The sequence below is a fragment of the Sphingomonas sp. NY01 genome (assembly GCF_038809135.1).
In the GTDB taxonomy this organism is placed as follows: Bacteria; Pseudomonadota; Alphaproteobacteria; order Sphingomonadales; family Sphingomonadaceae; genus Sphingomonas; species Sphingomonas carotinifaciens.
In genome coordinates this window covers 3,010,279-3,026,773 of sequence record NZ_CP101722.1, presented here as the reverse complement: position 1 = coordinate 3,026,773, position 16,495 = coordinate 3,010,279, and the positions used below count along the sequence as shown (strand labels likewise).

15 protein-coding genes are annotated in these 16,495 nt (G+C 68.6%); 12 read left to right on the top strand and 3 right to left on the bottom strand.

All coding sequences use genetic code 11. The annotated features are described in order from the left end of the window. Positions 1-5: 5 nt before the first annotated feature. Together NPJ82_RS14660 and NPJ82_RS14655 are read right to left on the bottom strand one after the other, a co-directional pair. Positions 6-965: a glycosyltransferase family A protein gene (locus NPJ82_RS14660; protein ID WP_342657799.1), complete on the bottom strand. Its 960-nt coding sequence runs from the start codon at positions 963-965 to the stop codon at positions 6-8. Next, positions 965-1,834 (bottom strand): glycosyltransferase family A protein, encoded by an 870-nt coding sequence (locus tag NPJ82_RS14655; protein WP_149681164.1) that lies wholly within the window; start codon positions 1,832-1,834, stop codon positions 965-967. Before NPJ82_RS14655 ends, NPJ82_RS14660 begins: the two co-directional genes overlap by 1 nt. 229 nt (positions 1,835-2,063) lie before the next feature. Between NPJ82_RS14655 and NPJ82_RS14650 the strand changes: the two genes are divergently transcribed. The 4 genes from NPJ82_RS14650 to NPJ82_RS14635 all read left to right on the top strand — a co-directional run bounded on the left by NPJ82_RS14650 (position 2,064) and on the right by NPJ82_RS14635 (position 7,192). Next, entirely contained in the window at positions 2,064-2,822 is a 759-nt protein-coding gene (locus tag NPJ82_RS14650; protein WP_342657798.1) for a glycosyltransferase family 25 protein, read from the top strand. Then, the gene (locus NPJ82_RS14645) at positions 2,812-4,305 is read left to right on the top strand and encodes a lipopolysaccharide biosynthesis protein (protein ID WP_342657797.1); all 1,494 of its coding nucleotides are present in this window, start codon (positions 2,812-2,814) and stop codon (positions 4,303-4,305) included. Before NPJ82_RS14650 ends, NPJ82_RS14645 begins: the two co-directional genes overlap by 11 nt. Beyond that, a complete protein-coding gene (locus NPJ82_RS14640; protein WP_342657796.1) occupies positions 4,302-5,318 on the top strand; it encodes a polysaccharide pyruvyl transferase family protein in 1,017 nt (338 codons plus the stop codon). Before NPJ82_RS14645 ends, NPJ82_RS14640 begins: the two co-directional genes overlap by 4 nt. 92 nt (positions 5,319-5,410) lie before the next feature. Then, complete coding sequence (locus NPJ82_RS14635) at positions 5,411-7,192, top strand: methyl-accepting chemotaxis protein (protein ID WP_342657795.1); 1,782 nt, start codon at positions 5,411-5,413, stop codon at positions 7,190-7,192. 51 nt (positions 7,193-7,243) lie between these two features. On the opposite strand, the gene NPJ82_RS14630 is transcribed toward NPJ82_RS14635, so the two are convergent. Beyond that, the gene (locus tag NPJ82_RS14630) at positions 7,244-7,978 is read right to left on the bottom strand and encodes a Crp/Fnr family transcriptional regulator (RefSeq protein ID WP_205411548.1); all 735 of its coding nucleotides are present in this window, start codon (positions 7,976-7,978) and stop codon (positions 7,244-7,246) included. Positions 7,979-8,237: 259 nt separating this feature from the next. Here NPJ82_RS14630 and NPJ82_RS14625 point away from each other — a divergent pair, with 259 nt between their 5' ends. The 8 genes from NPJ82_RS14625 to NPJ82_RS14590 all read left to right on the top strand — a co-directional run bounded on the left by NPJ82_RS14625 (position 8,238) and on the right by NPJ82_RS14590 (position 16,488). Next, complete coding sequence (locus NPJ82_RS14625; protein WP_342657794.1) at positions 8,238-9,311, top strand: catalase family protein; 1,074 nt, start codon at positions 8,238-8,240, stop codon at positions 9,309-9,311. Positions 9,312-9,476: 165 nt separating this feature from the next. Next, complete coding sequence (locus NPJ82_RS14620; RefSeq protein ID WP_342657793.1) at positions 9,477-9,836, top strand: hypothetical protein; 360 nt, start codon at positions 9,477-9,479, stop codon at positions 9,834-9,836. A gap of 331 nt (positions 9,837-10,167) precedes the next feature. Further along, on the top strand, positions 10,168-11,544 hold the full coding sequence (locus NPJ82_RS14615; protein ID WP_342657792.1) for a methyl-accepting chemotaxis protein: 1,377 nt from the start codon (positions 10,168-10,170) through the stop codon (positions 11,542-11,544). 47 nt (positions 11,545-11,591) lie between these two features. Next, the gene (locus NPJ82_RS14610) at positions 11,592-11,852 is read left to right on the top strand and encodes an STAS domain-containing protein (protein WP_342657791.1); all 261 of its coding nucleotides are present in this window, start codon (positions 11,592-11,594) and stop codon (positions 11,850-11,852) included. A 16-nt stretch (positions 11,853-11,868) separates the two neighbouring features. Continuing rightward, positions 11,869-14,061 (top strand): chemotaxis protein CheA, encoded by a 2,193-nt coding sequence (locus NPJ82_RS14605; protein WP_342657790.1) that lies wholly within the window; start codon positions 11,869-11,871, stop codon positions 14,059-14,061. Next, positions 14,058-14,909 carry a protein-glutamate O-methyltransferase CheR gene (locus NPJ82_RS14600; protein WP_342657789.1) on the top strand — a complete coding sequence of 284 codons (852 nt, stop codon included), beginning with the start codon at positions 14,058-14,060 and terminating at the stop codon, positions 14,907-14,909. Before NPJ82_RS14605 ends, NPJ82_RS14600 begins: the two co-directional genes overlap by 4 nt. Further along, on the top strand, positions 14,906-15,916 hold the full coding sequence (locus NPJ82_RS14595; RefSeq protein ID WP_275887448.1) for a chemotaxis response regulator protein-glutamate methylesterase: 1,011 nt from the start codon (positions 14,906-14,908) through the stop codon (positions 15,914-15,916). The genes NPJ82_RS14600 and NPJ82_RS14595 overlap by 4 nt, the downstream gene beginning before the upstream one ends. Continuing rightward, positions 15,913-16,488, top strand: coding sequence for a chemotaxis protein CheD (locus NPJ82_RS14590; protein ID WP_342657788.1), 576 nt, complete (start codon positions 15,913-15,915; stop codon positions 16,486-16,488). The genes NPJ82_RS14595 and NPJ82_RS14590 overlap by 4 nt, the downstream gene beginning before the upstream one ends. The last annotated feature ends 7 nt before the right edge of the window (positions 16,489-16,495 follow it).

The window sequence follows — 16,495 nt, the reverse complement described above, 5'->3', positions numbered from 1 at the left end:
GATCCTCACGCGCGGGCGAGCAACCGGTTGCGCAGCGCATGGCCGCCCTGGCGAAGTCCGGCGGGCAGGTGACGCGCCGCCAGCACCAGTCCGGCGGTCCTCCACCCCTCCGGCAGGCACAGGTCGCCAAGGCCGATGTCGATCCGGCCGGGCGTCTTCATCGCATAGCGCGCGTAATGGGCGATTTCCTGATTCACCAGGCGGCGGAGCAGCGCGACCTCATGCGCGGGGGCCATGCGCATCAGGCGGTGCGCGGTTTCCACGAGACAGGGAACGCCCAGGGTGGTGGTCGACTTGCTGACCTTGTTTTCCGAATCGCGGTGGAACGTCGCGCTGGGGGTGGGATCGTAGCGCAGGGGGCCACGCGCGACGACGCGCAGCCACAGATCCTTGTCGCCGCCGCGGACCGCCCGCCCGTCCGGGAACAGCCCGGCGGCGATCAGCGCGTCGCGGCGGATGGCGATCGCTCCGGTCCACATCGGACATTCGCGCACCGCCAGCCAGGCCGACAGGAAGCCGGCAAGGTCGAGCGTTACGGGCGCATGCAGCGCAGGGGCGATCTTCTGCGGCTGGCTGCGCGTGTCGAAGACATGGTCGAAGCGGGTGGCGGCGGCATGCGCCTCCGGCGCGTCGGCGATGCAGGTGGCGAGCGACGCCAGGTGGTTCGGCGCCCACAGGTCGTCGGCATCGAGAAAGGCGATCCAGTCGCCGGTCGCCGCCTCTATGCCCATATTGCGGCCGGCATAGCCGCCGGGGCCGGGGCGGGCGAGATCGAACAGGCGGATGCGCGGATCGGCAATGGCGGCGACGATGCCGCGGCCGCCATCGGTCGATCCGTTGTCGACGACGATCACTTCGTGCGGGGCATGAGCCTGCGCGAACACGCTGTCGATCGAGGCGCGGACATGGCTGGCCTTGTTGAACAAGGGCATGACCACAGAAAAGCGGGGGGAGGGCATGGTCATCAGTCGCGCGCCGCCTTGCGACCGGCGGCGAGCGCCAGATATTCGCTGGTGGCGATGCCGGCCAGTTCCAGCGTCAGTTTCATCACCGCGGCGCGGCGCTTCAGCGACAGGCCGGGCGAGATCGCGGCACGGCGCAGGCGGCGGGCGGTATCGACCGCGGTGACGCCGAGCACGCGGGCAAGACGCGGGGTTGCGCGGGTACGGTCCCAGCGGCCGCCGCTGAGGCGCTGGCGCTTGCGCACCAGTTCGGCGCGGCTGGCGCGCACCGGATGGCGCACGATCATCGCAGGGGTGTAGATAAGCGGGCGCCCGGCGGCCTTGATGCGCAGCGCCATCTGGCGATCGCCACCCGACTTCACCCCGGCATCGAAGCCGCCGAGTTCGCGCAGCAGCGCGGTTTCGCTCGCCCAGTTGGCGGTGGCGCAATTGCCGCGCGCGGCATGCGCCTGCGGGAAGCTGAACAGGCGTTCGTAGTCGCCGAACACCTCGCCCTCCTGCTCGCCTTCGTCGAACAGTTCGATCCGGCCGGCGAGGACGCCAAAGCCGGGATTGGCGGCGGCGGCCTCCAGCACGCGGACCAGCCAGTCGGGATCGGGAACGCAATCGGCATCGGTAAAGGCGGTGATGGGTGCCCGCACATGGGCCAGCGCGGTGTTGCGCGCGGCATAGGAACCGGGGGTCGGCTCCTCCAGCACGGTGACGTTCGCATAACCGCGCGCAATGTCGGCGGTGCCGTCGGTCGAGCCATTGTCGACGACGATGATGTCGAAGCGATCGCGCGGCAGCGTCTGGCGCTCCAGCGCGTCCAGGCAGCGGCCGAGGATGGTGCGGCCGTTCCAAACGGGAATGACAACAGCGACTTGGGACATGCGGATGGGTGCCTTGTTTCGCAATCGTTCCGTCGCACCATCCGCCGCTGGCGTCGCGCGTCAACCTTATGCTGCGACTGCGAAGACGAAGCGCCCGACGATCGCGGTGACCCGAACGGGCACGGACTTCGCGGCCGCATCATTCGCAGCTACCAAGAAAAGGCCAACCAATCCCGCGTGTTGCAAGGACGTGAACCTTGCACCGCCCAAGAGCAGGAGGTGCCGGACCTTGGGCCAAGCCTTGCCCGAATCGGCCAACACGGCCGAGATCGTCGTGGTATCTCTGGCATCGGCCGATGTTCGGCGTGCCGGCTTTGCCGCGCGTGCCGATACATGTTTACCGTGGCGCTTCTTCGATGCGTGCACCGGGCTTGCGCCGGGCATGACGCTGGACGAACTGGCGGTCGCGCGTGCCAAGGGGCGGGCGATGACCGGCGGCGAGATCGGTTGCTATGCCAGCCATTGGTCGATCTGGCAGGACATGGTGGCGCGCGGCGTACACCAAGCCATCGTGCTGGAGGACGATGTGGTGGTCGACTGGCGCTATCTGGAGCGGCTGGCGGCGACCGACCTGCATGCACAGGGCATCGATTATCTGCGGCTCTACGCCAAGCGGCCGACCTGGAGCCGGCCGGTGCACAAGGATTTCCTGCAACATTCGCGCACCGTCATCGAGCTGATCGGGCTGGCATACGGCACGCAAGGCTATGCGATCACGCTGGCGGGCGCGAAACGGCTGGTGGAGCATTGCCGCACGGTGCGCCGGCCGATCGACGATGCGATGGACCGGTCCTGGGCCCATGGCCTGCCCAATCTGGCGTTGTTCCCCGCCCCGATCCTGGAGGCGACGGTGGCGTCCGACATCGGCGCGGCGCGGTTCCAGCCGAAAATGGACCCGGCCTATCACTCGCTGCGCCAGAAGACGTGGCGGCATGTCGAGCGGGCGCGGATGCGGCTGCTGAAGGCGAGGCGCGGTCTTGGCCAGTGATGGCGCCAGCCAGGGGAGCGCCCGCTTCGACGCGACGCTGCGCAAGCGCAGTCGCAGTTCCATTTCGTGGACGGTTACCCGCTTCCTGTCGGATCAGGTCTTCTCGTTCATCGTCTTCGTCGCGCTGGCGCGGCTGTTGTCGCGCGCGGATATCGGCGCCTTCTCGGTCATGGCGTTCACCGCCGAGGCGTTCCGGATCGTCGCCACCGCCGGGCTGGTCCAGACGATCGCGCGGCGGGGCGATCTGTCGCCCGGGTTTCTGGACACCATCTACCGCTCGCAACAGGCATTCTCCTTTGCGTCGGCGGTAACGATCGCGCTGCTGGCGCGGCCGATCGCTGAATGGATGGACGCGCCGGGGATCGCGCTGCCGCTGGCGGTGATGAGCCTGGTGCTGCCGATCTCGTCGTTCGGGGGGACGCACATGGCGTTGCGGCTGCGCGAGTTCGGGCATCGCACCACCGCGATCCGCTCGGTGATCGGCGGGCTGCTGGGGGGCGGGTGCGCGATCGTGGCGGCGCTGATGGGCGCGGGGCTGTGGGCGCTGGTGATCCAGCGGCTGGTGACCGAGATCGTCGGCGTGGTGCTGGCGCGCACCTCCTATGACTGGAAGCCGGGCTGGGCGTTCGAGTGGCCCGAGTTACGCGCCAATCTCGCGCTGAACGGCAGTCTGATCTATGTGCAGCTCGTCTTCCTCGCCACCGTGCGGGTGCAGGAGATGGCGATCGGCGCGGGGATCGGGCTGGCGGCGGTCGGCATCTATCGCACCGCGTGGCGGACGGTGGAGCTGATCGGGCGCGGGGCGATCCAGCCGTTCACGCAGGTGGCGGTGCAGACGCTGTCGCGGGTCAAGGACGATCCCGTCGAACTGCGCCGTGCCTATCAATGGATGATCGGGCAGGCGTCCGCGCTGTCCTTTCCCGCGCTGGTCGGCTTCGGGTCGCTGGCGCCGCTGGCGGTGCCTACCGTGTTCGGCGACAAATGGGTGGAGGCGGGGCAACTGGCACAGATCTTCGCGTTCATGGCCTTGCCCTTCACGCTCAACTTCTTCGCCTCGCCGTCGCTCAGCGCGCTGGGCCAGTCGCGCAGCCTGATCTGGCTGTCGACGACGCAACTGGTGCTGGGGCTGGTGCTGACGCTGATGGCGCTGCCCTTCGGCCTGTTCGCGGTCGCCGTCTCCTATGTGGTGCGCGCCTATCTGACCGTGCCGCTCCAGGTGTGGCTGCTGGCGCGGGCGTCGGGCATCCGGCCGGCGCACAGCATCCGGGCGATCGCGGCGCCCTTGGCCGCGTCCACCATCATGGGGCTGCTGCTTGCCATCGTGATGCGGATGACGGCCGGGCTGCTGCACGGCTGGGCGGCGCTCCTGTTTCTCACCGCACTCGGCGCGCTCGTCTATGCCGCCGTGCTGATCGGCCTGTCGCCCCTGTGGCGCGGGCGTCTTCAATCCACCGTTCACCGCTTGCGAAAGGGCCGGGCATGACCGTTTCCCCCCAATCTGCCGATCACATCGTCGCCGAACTCGGCCGCCGCTTTGCCGGGACGGTGGACGCCATACTGCCGCCGGGCGACATCGCGCTGGTCGATTATCCCGACCATAGCAATGTCGGCGACAGCGCGATCTGGCTGGGCGAGATGGCGTATCTGCGCGAGCGGAACCGGCTGCCGGCCTATTATTCGGCGATGAACGACCTGGACGATGCGGCGCTGGCCCGCGCGATCGGCGACGGGCCGATCCTGATCCATGGCGGCGGCAACCTGGGCACGTTGTGGCCCAAGCACGAACAACTGCGCATCCATCTGCTTAACACGCATCGCAACCGGCCGATCGTGCAGATGCCGCAGTCGATCCATTATGCCGATCCCGCCGCAGCCAAGCCGCTGGCCGATGCGATCCGCGCGCATGGCCGCTTCACGCTGCTGGTGCGCGACCAGAAGTCGCTGGCGTTCGCGCGCGCGCATTTCGACTGCCCGGTGCATCTGTGCCCGGATGCCGCGCTGATGCTGGGGCGGCAGCGGCGGGCGGCGGCCAAGGTGCCGGTCTTCGGCCTGTTGCGGACCGATCACGAGCGCGCGGCAGGCGCGGATGCGGCGCCAGCGGGGGCGATGATCGACGACTGGTTGATCGAGGACCCGGCACAGCTGCGCTACCTGCGCCTGTCGCTGAAACTGTCGCGGCTGGTGATGCGCGATCCGATGGCGATGCGCGCGCTGCGCCAGCGGCGGCTGGCGGAATGGCGGTTGAAGCGCGGGCTGGCGATGCTGGCGCAGGGGCAGGTGGTGGTGACCGACCGGCTGCACGCGCATATCCTGTCGCTACTGCTGGATATCCCGCATGTCCTGCTCGACAACAGCTATGGCAAGGTCGCCGGGTTCGCCGACCAGTGGACGGCCGGCTATGCCGGGTTGATGCGCGCCGAGACGCGCGCCGCCGCCTTCGACCGCGCCTTTGCCCATGGACAGGCGCCCGCAGGACGCCGCGTCGCGGGCGGATGACGCCGGTCATGCAATTTTAACGACGTTCGGACGGCAAGCCTTAAACCTCCTCACCGCAGTCGTGAAAACGATTTCAGTGAGGTGATTCCGCCGTGTTCAATCATTTGCGTATTCCCGGCAAGCTGCTTGCCTGTTTTTCCGTGCTGGTCCTGGCGATGCTGTGCCTGGCCGGATTGTCGATGAGCAGGCTGAGCACGATGAACGCGGTGGCGCAGGAGATGGGTGGCGACCGGCGCGAGCAACTGGATGCGATCGCGGTCATCAACGCCTCGACCGCCACCTACCGCGCCAATGTGTCGCAGCATCTGCTCGCGCGCAGTGTCGCGGACAAGGCGCAGGCGCAGGAACGGCTCGACGGGCTGAAGGCCAGGGTGCAGGACCGGCTGGACTGGCTGCGTCCGCGCATGGCGACACCCGAACTCCGCCGCGCGCTGGACAATTTTGCGGATCGTTGGGAGGCGTATCGGACACGGGCCGAGCGCACCGCGGTAGCATCGAACGCCGATAACTATGATGCGGCGCTGGCCTTTTTCCGGGCGGCGGGGCCGTATTTCGTGACGGCGAACGCGGCGGCGGATGCGATGCGGCAGGAGCAGGTGCGCGCGATCGACGCGCGTCTGGCGGAGGCGGCGCAGACCTATGCGACGAGCCGGGCGATCATGGTGGGCACGGTGGTGGCGGTGCTGGCGCTGACGCTGGTAATGCTGCTGGCGCTGGTGCGGTCGATCGCGCGGCCGGTGGCGGCGATGACCGGCACGCTGGCGCGGCTGGCGGCGGGCGACCGGTCGGTGGAGATCCCGGCCACGACGGCGCGCGACGAGATCGGCGACATGACGCAGGCGGCGGCGACGCTAAGGGATCAGCTGGCGGCGGCGGACCGGGCGCGCGAAAGCCAGGCGCAGGAGATCGTCGGGAGTATCGGCGCGGGGCTGGAATCGCTGGCGGGCGGCGACCTGACGGCGCGGGTGTCCGCCGAACTGACCGGTCCGTTCGCCAAGTTGAAGATCGATTTCAACCGGGCGATGGAGGCGGTGGAGGAGACGGTGTGCGCGCTGGGGCGTGTGTCGGGGGGCGTGCGGGTGGCGTCGGGGGAGATCCGGTCGGCGTCGGAAAACCTGTCGCAACGCACGGAGCAGCAGGCGGCGAGCCTGGAGCAGACGGCGGCGTCGATGGACGAGATCACTGTTACGGTGCGGGCGACGGCCGAGGGGGCGGCGCGGGTACGGGCCGAGGTGGAGGATGCGCAGCGCGCCGCCGAGCAGGGCGGCGAGGTGGTGCGCGAGGCGGTCACCGCGATGGGCGGGATCGAGCGGGCCAGCCACGAGATTTCCGAGATCATCTCGGTCATCGACGGGATCGCGTTCCAGACCAACCTTTTGGCGCTGAACGCCGGTGTGGAGGCGGCGCGCGCGGGTGACGCCGGCAAGGGCTTTGCCGTGGTCGCATCCGAGGTGCGCGCGCTGGCGCAGCGATCGGCGGATGCGGCCAAGGACGTGAAGACGCGGATCGGGGCGAGCGGCGAGCAGGTGGAGGCCGGGGTGGCGCTGGTCCGCTCCTCCGGTCAGTCGCTGGTCCAGATCATCGAGCGGATCGGCACGATCAGCACGCTGACCGAGACGATCGCGGCATCCGCGCAGCAACAGGCGCTGGGGCTGGCGCAGGTGAACACCGCGGTCGGCGAGATGGACAGCATGACGCAGCAGAATGCCGCAATGGTGGAGGAAAGCACCGCCGCCGCGCGCAGCCTGGCGGCGGAGGCGGACGAGCTGGCGCATCATGTCGGGCGCTTCCAGACGCGCAGCGAGCCGGGCGCGGAGATCGCCGTGGTGGCGGAGCGCGCGACCCCGCGGCTGCGCGTCGCCGCCCGTCGCTGAGGGTCGGTGCCGCCCCGGAATCCGCCCCGGCGGATTCCGGGGGGAGGCCGTTCAGTCCTGTGACGCGCCCAGGACGAGGCGGCGATATTCGCGTTCGGGCGGGCCATAGGTGTCGCCGGCCAGTTCGGCGAGCTTGGCCCGGTCGCGCACCACGACGCGGCCGCGTAGGCCCCGTACCGCCTGTTCGGCCTCCAGCCGGTGCAGCGCGTCGGTCACGCTGGACCGGCGTACGCCGAGCATCAGGCGAAACTCCTCATGCGTCAGGCAGATCTCGTCACCGCTGACCCGGTCGTGATAAAGAAGGATCCAGCGTGCCATGCGACGCTCGACCGGATGGATGAGCGAGGACACGATGGTCCGGCCCATCTGCGTCATGAACACGGTGACGAAACGGAGCAGGGCGGCGCGCAGCGAAGGATGAGCCTCGATCGCGGCAAGGAGGCGATCGGCGTCGATGCGCAGCGCCGTGCCCTTTTCGGCGCGCATCACGACATCGTGCAGCCAGCGGTCGTCGCCCAGGAGAAGCGGCCAGCCGACAAACCCCTCCGCCCCGACCAGGCCGACCGCGAGGCGACGATCCCCTTCCGTCCGGTCGAGCACCGCGGCGATCCCCGCCTCCGGAAACCAGATCGTGTCGATCGACGTCCCGGCGTCGGCAACGTCGTCGTCCACCGCGAAGGATACGCGTTCCAGATAGGGCGCGATCGCCATGAAATCGGATGGGTCGAGCGAACGCAGAAGCGTATTGCCAACCTGATCCTGCTGCATCGCGCGTTCCGCGAACATATTCGTCGCGTGCGCAAAACCGTCTGTCGTCCCCCGGTGCATGATCCCTGCCTATGACCTGTCGCCGATGCAAATCCAGAGGATGAACGCACGACTTGGCATTTCGACCGATACCGTACCGAAACTAGGCCGATATTCCGCCGGTTTGCGAAAACACAACAACACTTGGGCGTAGGCCGCGACGGCAGACCCGCCTGTGTTGCCAACGACACGGCGACGCCGGGTGGCGGAACCGTTCCGTTGTTGCAGGAGAAACGCCATGACTGCCCCCGCCATCCGCTACACCCCCGACATCGAAGACGTGCAGCCCGACGAGCGCGAGACGATCGCGCAACTGAACGACACGTTCGACGTCATCCTGGAGCGGACCGCCGAGGATTATGGCCATGCGGTGCGATCGGTCCATGCCAAGTCGCACGGCATCCTGGAGGGTGAGCTGATCGTCGATGACGGCCTGCCGCCCGAGCTGGCGCAAGGGCTGTTCGCGACGCCGGGACGCCACAAGGCATGGCTTCGCATGTCGACCAATGCCGGCGACATCCTGCCCGATGCGATCAGCCTGCCCCGCGGGCTGGCGGTCAAGATCGCGGGCGTGGAGGGCGAGCGGTTGCCGGGGGCCGAGGGCGACACGCAGGATTTCGTGATGGTCAACGGCACGGTGTTCCAGGCGAAGACCGCGGACAAGTTCCTGGGCAATCTGAAGATGCTGGCCAAGACGACCGACCGGATGGAGGGCACCAAGAAGGCGATGTCCGCCGTGCTGCGCGGTGTGCACAATGCGCTGGAAGCGGTGGGCATCGAGAGCCCGGCGGTCGACTCGCTGGGCGGCGCGCCCAATGTCGATCCGCTGGGCGAGACCTATTACAGCGTCACCCCGTTCCGCTACGGCGACCATGTCGCCAAGTTCAGCATTGCCCCGGTCGCGCCCGCGCTGACCAGCCGGACGGGTGCGATCATCCCGGTCGACGGGCGCGAGGATGCGATCCGCGAGGATGTGCAGGCCGAGATGTGGGACATCGATGCCGAATGGGAGTTCCGGGTCCAGCTGTGCCGCGACCTGGAGCGCCAGCCGATCGAGGACCCGACGGTGGAATGGGACGAAAGCGAGGCGCCGTTCATGCGCGTCGGCGTCATCCGTGCCGCCCCGCAGGACAGTTGGGACCCGGGCCGGGTCCAGGCGGTGAACGAGGAAATGCGCTTCAGCGTCTGGACCGGCATCACCGCGCACCAGCCGCTGGGCAACATCAACCGTGCCCGGCGCGAGCCATATCGCCACTCGGCGGATTTCCGGGCGCGTTACAATGGCTGTCCGTATCACGAACCGTCGGCGTGATCGGCGGGCCCATGCGCGGGACGGCGGCAATGGTGCGCACCGTCCCGTATGCCGGGCCGTTCGTCGTACCGGTGGATCGGCGCCCCGCTTGATAGCCAAAGGCGCGTTGACGGCACCTGCGACGGCTGTTACTGACAATCATTCTCATAAAGAGAGCGATTGCGCATGTACGATCTGATCGACCGTCCCGTCCGCGAACTGCCGGCCTTTGAAGCAGCCGTGCTGGCCCGGACCCGCCGCTGGGTCCATGCCCTGACGGTGGCCGGTGCCGTGATCGAGCCGGAGGATGACGCCTTTGGTATGGCGATGCGGACGCTGGACAGCGGATCGCAGGACATGCTGGTCATCGAGCGTCCCTGCCACGACACAGTGAGCGAGACCGAGGCGGTGCTGCTCGGCCTGTGGCGGCTGGTGCGGGCCGACCGTATCGGCATGGCCGACGCGGTCGCCACGGGGCTGACCGACGCCCATGCCGGGCGGGTGATGGTGGCGGCCATAGCACGGGCGATTCCCGCAATCGGGTGATTCGCGAAATCGGGGGTTCTTTCAGGGGCTTGTAAGAATCCGACCGATTTTTTTCCGGAAATATTTCGCTCCGCGTGACGAGGCCGTATTGGTCCCGGGCACCCAATCAACCTCATTTTGGTACGTTTTCCAACGTTTACATCCAGAATGTCGATAATTCCGATCTGGCCATGTTAACGAACCATGTACGGTCGATAGGGTCGATCTTTACCATCCAGGCCTAATTCCGACGGGCAACGCGCTCGGCTCGGGAAGGGGACCGTCAGCGCTCCTTTAAGGAGTTGTCTTAATGCTTGGATGGTTTACCCGACACGCGCCGATACGCACGAAGATGCGTATCCTGATGGCTACCTACGGCACCCTGGGGGCAACGTCGCTGGCGCTGATCGTCTTTCGCGACGTGCTGGGCGCCGATCTCGCGATCGCCGTCGGAGCCGGGATCACGGCACTCACGCTGGTGATCGCCTGGGCGACGGGGCGGGCCGTCGTCATTCCCTATGTTGCCACGGTCGTGCGGATGGAGGGCCTGGCAGCCGGTGATCTCGATGCGCCGATCAGCTATACCGATCACCGCGACTGCGTGGGCCGGATGACCAAGGCGATGGGCGTGTTTCGCGACAATGCGGTGGCGGTCTCCGAAGCGCGCGCCGCGCAGGAGATCGTGGTCACCGCGCTTGGCACCGGGCTGGAAAATTTGGCGAACGGCGATCTGAGCCGGCCGATCCCGACCGTCTTTCCGGCGGATTACGAGAAGCTGCGCCGGGATTATAACAATGCGCTGCACGCGCTGAGCGGAACGCTGAGCGCCGTTACCCGGTCGATGGACGGCATCCGCACCGCATCGTCCGAGGTCAGCACCGCCTCCGACGACCTGTCGCACCGCACCGAACAGCAGGCGGCCAGCCTGGAGGAAACCGCGGCGTCGATGGAGGAGATCACCACCACCGTGCGCGAGGCCGCCGATGGTGCGTCGCGGGTCAACGGGGTGGTCGATGCCGCCAAGTCCGAAGCCGAGGAAAGCGGCCGCATCGTGCGCGAGGCGGTGTCGGCGATGGGCGGGATCGAGCGGGCCAGCCAGGAAATCTCCGAGATCATCTCGGTCATCGACGGCATCGCGTTCCAGACCAACCTGCTGGCGCTGAACGCCGGCGTGGAAGCGGCGCGGGCAGGCGACGCCGGCAAGGGTTTCGCGGTGGTCGCCTCCGAAGTGCGCGCGCTGGCGCAGCGCTCCGCCGATGCCGCCAAGGACGTGAAGACCCGCATCCTGACCAGTTCGGAGCAGGTGGGCAACGGCGTGACGCTGGTCAACCGCACCGGCCAGTCGCTGGAGCGCATCGTCGCGCGCATCGGCGAGATCAGCACGCTCGTGTCGCAGATCGCGGCATCGGCGGCGCAGCAGTCGCTGGGGCTGTCGCAGGTGAACACCGCGGTCGGCGAGATGGACAATGTGACGCAGCAGAATGCGGCGATGGTGGAGCAGTCGAGCGCGGCGGCGTGCTCGCTGGCGAGCGAGGCGGACGAGCTGGCGCGGCAGGTGGCACGGTTCCGCCTGTCCGACACCGGCGAGGCGGAAGCGCCGCGCATGCCGGTGAGCGCTCCGGCGCCGCGTGCCCCGGCACCGACGCGGGTGATGGCGCGCCGTGCGGCCACCCATGGATCGCTGGCGCTGGCGGTCGAGCCGGATGCGGACGACTGGTCGAATTTTTAACGCCTGCCGCCGTACATCGTCTCGCTCGTTAAAGGAAAACCCCTCGCATGACGCGTCTTGCGCTGCCCTCTACCCTGGACCTCGCCGCCGCCACGTCGTTGCTCGACACGTTGCGCGCGGCACCCGGTGACATCGTGCTGGACGCCGGCGGGGTGGAGCGGATCGGGGTCGCCGGCATCCAGTTACTGTTGAGCGCGCAAGGGACCGCGGATGGCGGGGGCCACATGCTGACCATCGAGGCGCCGAGCGAAGCCTTTTGCACCGCCATCCGCATCGCGGGCGCCGACGCGCTCCTTGCCGACCGCTGATCCAGGACCCGTTTCCATGCAGCTCGACGAAATCCAGGCCATCTTCTTCCAGGAATGCGAGGAAGGACTGGCCGTCATCGAAACCGACCTGGCCGACCTGCGCGACGGTGCGCCGTCGGACGAGACGATCAACACCATCTTTCGCGCGGTGCACTCGATCAAGGGTGGCGCGGGGGCGTTCGGCTTCGACGCCCTGCAGGGCTTTTCGCACCAGCTGGAGACGGTGCTGGACCTGTTGCGCACCGGCGAGTTGACGCCGGAGCCGGACCTGGTCGCGTTGCTGTTCGCGGCGTTCGACGGGCTGACCGATCACGTATCCTGTGCGCAAGGCGGCGGCGGCGCACCCGACGATGCGGCGTTGATCGCGCGCCTGACCGCGGCGGCGGGCCGCGCGGGTGCGGCCCATGATGTCGCCGAACCGGAGGCGGCGCCGGAGCCGGTGGTGGTCGCGGAGGTGGTGGGCGATGCCTTCGACCTGGACGCGCTGCTCGCCGATATCGGGCTGGGCGATCCGCCGGCGGCGGCGGCGATCCCGTGGCGGGTACGCTTCGTGCCGGGGCGCGGGGCGTTCGACAATGGCGGCGACCCGCTGCCGTTGCTGCGCGAACTGGATGCGCTGGGCGGCCGGGTGGTGGCGATCGACCGGAGCGGCCTGCCGTCGCTGGACAGCCTGAGCGTCGACGAATGCTATCTGGGCTGGACGCTGAGCGTGCCGGGCGAGGTGGCGCGCGACGATATCGCCGCGATCTTCGACTTCGTGTCGGACCAGGCCGAACTGGAGATCGTGGCCGAAGGGGATGAGGCGCCGCTGCTGATCGCGGAACCGGTGGCCGAGCCGGTGGAGGAGGATCTGCTGGCCGCCGTGCTGGCGATGGTCGAGCCGGCCCAGATCGTCGAACTCCCGCAGGCGGAACCGCAGCCGGTGGTGGTGCCGCCCGTCGTCGCGGAGGAACCGGTCGTGATCGCGGCGGTGGTGGAGGATGGTGCCAACCGTCCCGCCGCCGGCGCGGCTGCTGCCGCCGCCGCCGCCGGGGGGGCGACGATCCGGGTGGAGCTGGAGAAGCTGGACCGGCTGGTCAATCTGGTCGGCGAGCTGGTCATCACCCAGGCGATGCTGGCGCAGCGGCTGTCGATCCACGGCGTCGGCGCAATCGACGAGCTGTCCGACCTGGATCACCTGACCCGCGAATTGCAGGACAGCGCGATGTCGATCCGCGCGCAGCCGGTCAAGTCGGTGTTCAGCCGCGTGCCGCGCATCATCCGCGAACTGGAGGCGAGCACGGGCAAGCGCGTCCGCCTGGAGGTGGAGGGCGAGATGACCGAGGTCGACAAGACCGTGGTCGAGCGCATCGGCGAGCCCCTGACCCATATGATCCGCAATGCGGTCGACCACGGGCTGGAGACGCCCGACGAGCGGGTCGCGGCGGGCAAGCCGGCGGAAGGCGTGGTGCGGCTGGCGGCCGAGCACCGGTCGGGGCGGATCGTGATCTCGGTATCCGACGACGGGCGCGGGATCGACCGCGCGCGGGTGCGGGCCAAGGCGGTGGAGCGCGGCATCGTCGCGGCCGACGCCAACCTGTCCGACGAGGAGATCGAGAATTTGATCTTCGCCCCCGGATTTTCCACCGCTGCGACGATTTCGAACATTTCCGGGCGCGGCGTCGGCATGGATGTGGTGCGCCGCAACGTGCAGGCGCTGGGCGGGCGGATCGGGATCAGCTCGAAATTCGGGCTGGGATCGACCTTCACCCTGACGCTGCCGCTGACGCTGGCGATCCTGGACGGGATGGTGGTGAGCGTGGGCGGGCAGACCTATGTCATCCCGCTGGCGCATGTGGTGGAGAGCTTGCGCCCGCGCGACGGCGAGGTGCGCGGCCTGGGGCCGGGGGCGGGCGTGCTGGACGTGCGGGGCACGTACCTGCCGATCCTGCCGATCGGGCGGCTGCTGAACGTGGCGGATGCGTGCGTGGACCCGACCAATGCGGTGCTGGTGGTGGTGGAAACCGATGCCGGCCAGTCGATCCTGATGGTCGACGGCATCCAGGACCAGCGGCAGGTGGTGGTCAAGAGCCTGGAGGCGAACTACGCGCCGGTGGCCGGGCTTGCCGGCGCGACGGTGCTGGGTGACGGGCGCGTCGCCCTGATCCTGGACGTCGAGACGCTGGTCCAGCGGCACCGTTCCGAAACGCCGCGGGCGTTGGCCGCATGAGCGCCGCCGCTGCGCCCATGCAGGGCGAATTTCACCTGAGCGACGGCGATTACGAGACGATCGCACGCATGGCGCATGCGCATGCCGGCATCATGCTGGGCACGGGCAAGCGGCAGCTGGTCTATTCGCGGCTCGCCAAGCAGGTGCGGCGTCGCGGGATGGCCGATTTCGCCGATTACGTCGCACTGCTCCGCAACGATGCCGATGCACGGCGCGAGGCGATCTTCGCGCTGACCACCAACCACACCAAGTTCTTTCGCGAAGACCATCACTTCACCCACTTTGCCGAGCATGTGCGGCCGGACCTGCTGGCCCGGTCGGAGCGGGGCACGCCGGTGCGGCTGTGGTCCGCCGCCTGTTCGAGCGGCGAGGAGCCCTATACGCTGGCGATGACGCTGCTGGGTGAGGACCGGACGGGCGGGGGCCGTATCGCGCAGCGCGACATCGCGATCCTGGCGACCGACCTGGCGCCGCATGTGATCGCGACCGCCAAGGCCGGGCGCTATCCGGCGGAAATGGCGCGCGACATTCCCGACCGCTTTCGCCGCACCTGGGTGAAGCCGGTCGGCGACGAGATCGCCATGGCGCCCGAACTGCAGCGCGTGATCGCCTACAAGCACCTCAACCTGCTGGAATCCTGGCCGATGCGGGGGCGGTTCGACGTGATCTTCTGTCGCAACGTCATGATCTATTTCGACGAGCCGACCAAGGCGCGGCTGTTGGAGCGCTTTGCGGGTCTGATCCCGGCGGGGGGGTATATGTATATCGGCCATTCGGAACGGTTGATCGGCCCGGCCGCGACGATGTTCGATTCGGTCGGCCACACCATCTATCGGAGGCGCGGCTGATGACCCGCGTGCTGGTGGTGGACGATTCGGCGACGATGCGCGGGCTGGTGCGCATGATGCTGGCCAAGGACCCCGAGATCACCGTGGTCGGCGAGGCGGGCGATGCGCAGGAGGCGCGCGCCAAGATCAAGGCGCTGAACCCCGATGTGGTGACGCTGGACATCGAGATGCCGGGGATGAACGGCCTGGATTTCCTGGACAAGATCATGGCGCTGAGGCCGATGCCGGTGGTGATCGTGTCGACGCTGACCGAAAAGGGGGCGAGCGCCACGATACGCGCGCTGGCGGCCGGCGCGTTCGACTGCTTCCCCAAGCCCGCATCGATCGCGGCGGTGCGCGACGATGCGACGCTGGCGCGGATCGTGCGCGCGGCGGGACGCTCGCCGGTACGGCGTGGACCGGTCGCGGCTCCGGCGATCGCGGCGCTGGCCCGTGGCGGTACGCCCGGCGGATTGATCGCGATCGGCGCATCGACCGGGGGTGTCGAGACGCTGCTGCGGGTGATCGGCGGCTTTCCGGCGGACTGCCCGCCAACGGTGATCGTGCAGCACATGCCCGCGCTGTTCACCGCCAGCTTTGCCGACCGGCTGAACCGTTTCTGCCCGCCACAGGTGGAGGAAGCGCGCAGCGGCACGATCCTGAAGCCCGGCCATGTCTATCTGGCGCCGGGCGGCGAGCAGCATATGGAGGTGGTGGGCGCGACCATGCCGCGCATCCGGCTGTATGAGGGGCCGACGGTCAGCGGACACCGGCCATCGGTGGACGTGCTGTTCCGGTCGGTGGCCAGGCTGGGGCGGCCGGCGGTGGGCGTGCTGCTGACCGGCATGGGGGCGGACGGCGCGGCGGGCCTGCTGGAGATGCGGCAGGCAGGCGCGCGGACCATCGGACAGGACGAGGCGACCAGCGTCGTCTACGGCATGCCCGCGGTCGCCCATTCGCTGGGCGCGGTGGAGCGGCAATTGCCGGTGCAGCGCATCGCCGCATCGGTGATGGAGATGGCGGCATGACGCCTGCCGCCGGGCGTACCGCGATGCTGCGCGCCGATGGCTTTCGCCATGTCAGCGTGGTGCAGGGCGAGCGCGGCGTTTCCGCCGATCCGCAGGTGCTGTTCGCGACGGTGCTGGGCAGCTGCGTCGCGGCCTGCCTGTACGATCCGGATGCGAAGGTGGGGGGGATCAACCATTTCCTGCTGGCCGAGCCACAGCCCGGCCAGGTGGTCGATGCGACCGCGGCGCAGCGTTACGGCGTGCATGCAATGGAATTGCTGATCAACGACATGCTGCGCCAGGGGGCGCGGCGCGACCGGCTGCGCGCGCATCTCTATGGGGGCGCGAACCTGCATCAGGGGATGCGGCCGATCGGCACCGCGAATGCGGAGTTCGCGGTCCGCTTCCTGCAACAGGACCGCATCCCGCTGATCGTGCGCGACCTGGGGGGCCATGCCGCGCGGCGGGTGGAGTTCCAGGCGGCGCTGGGCCGATCGCGCGCCAAGATCGTGCGTGATGCGCCGCCCGAGGCCCCGGTCCGCGCCCGTTCCGTGTTCCAGCCTGCCGCCAGCGGCGACGTTGAACTGTTTTGAAGGATTT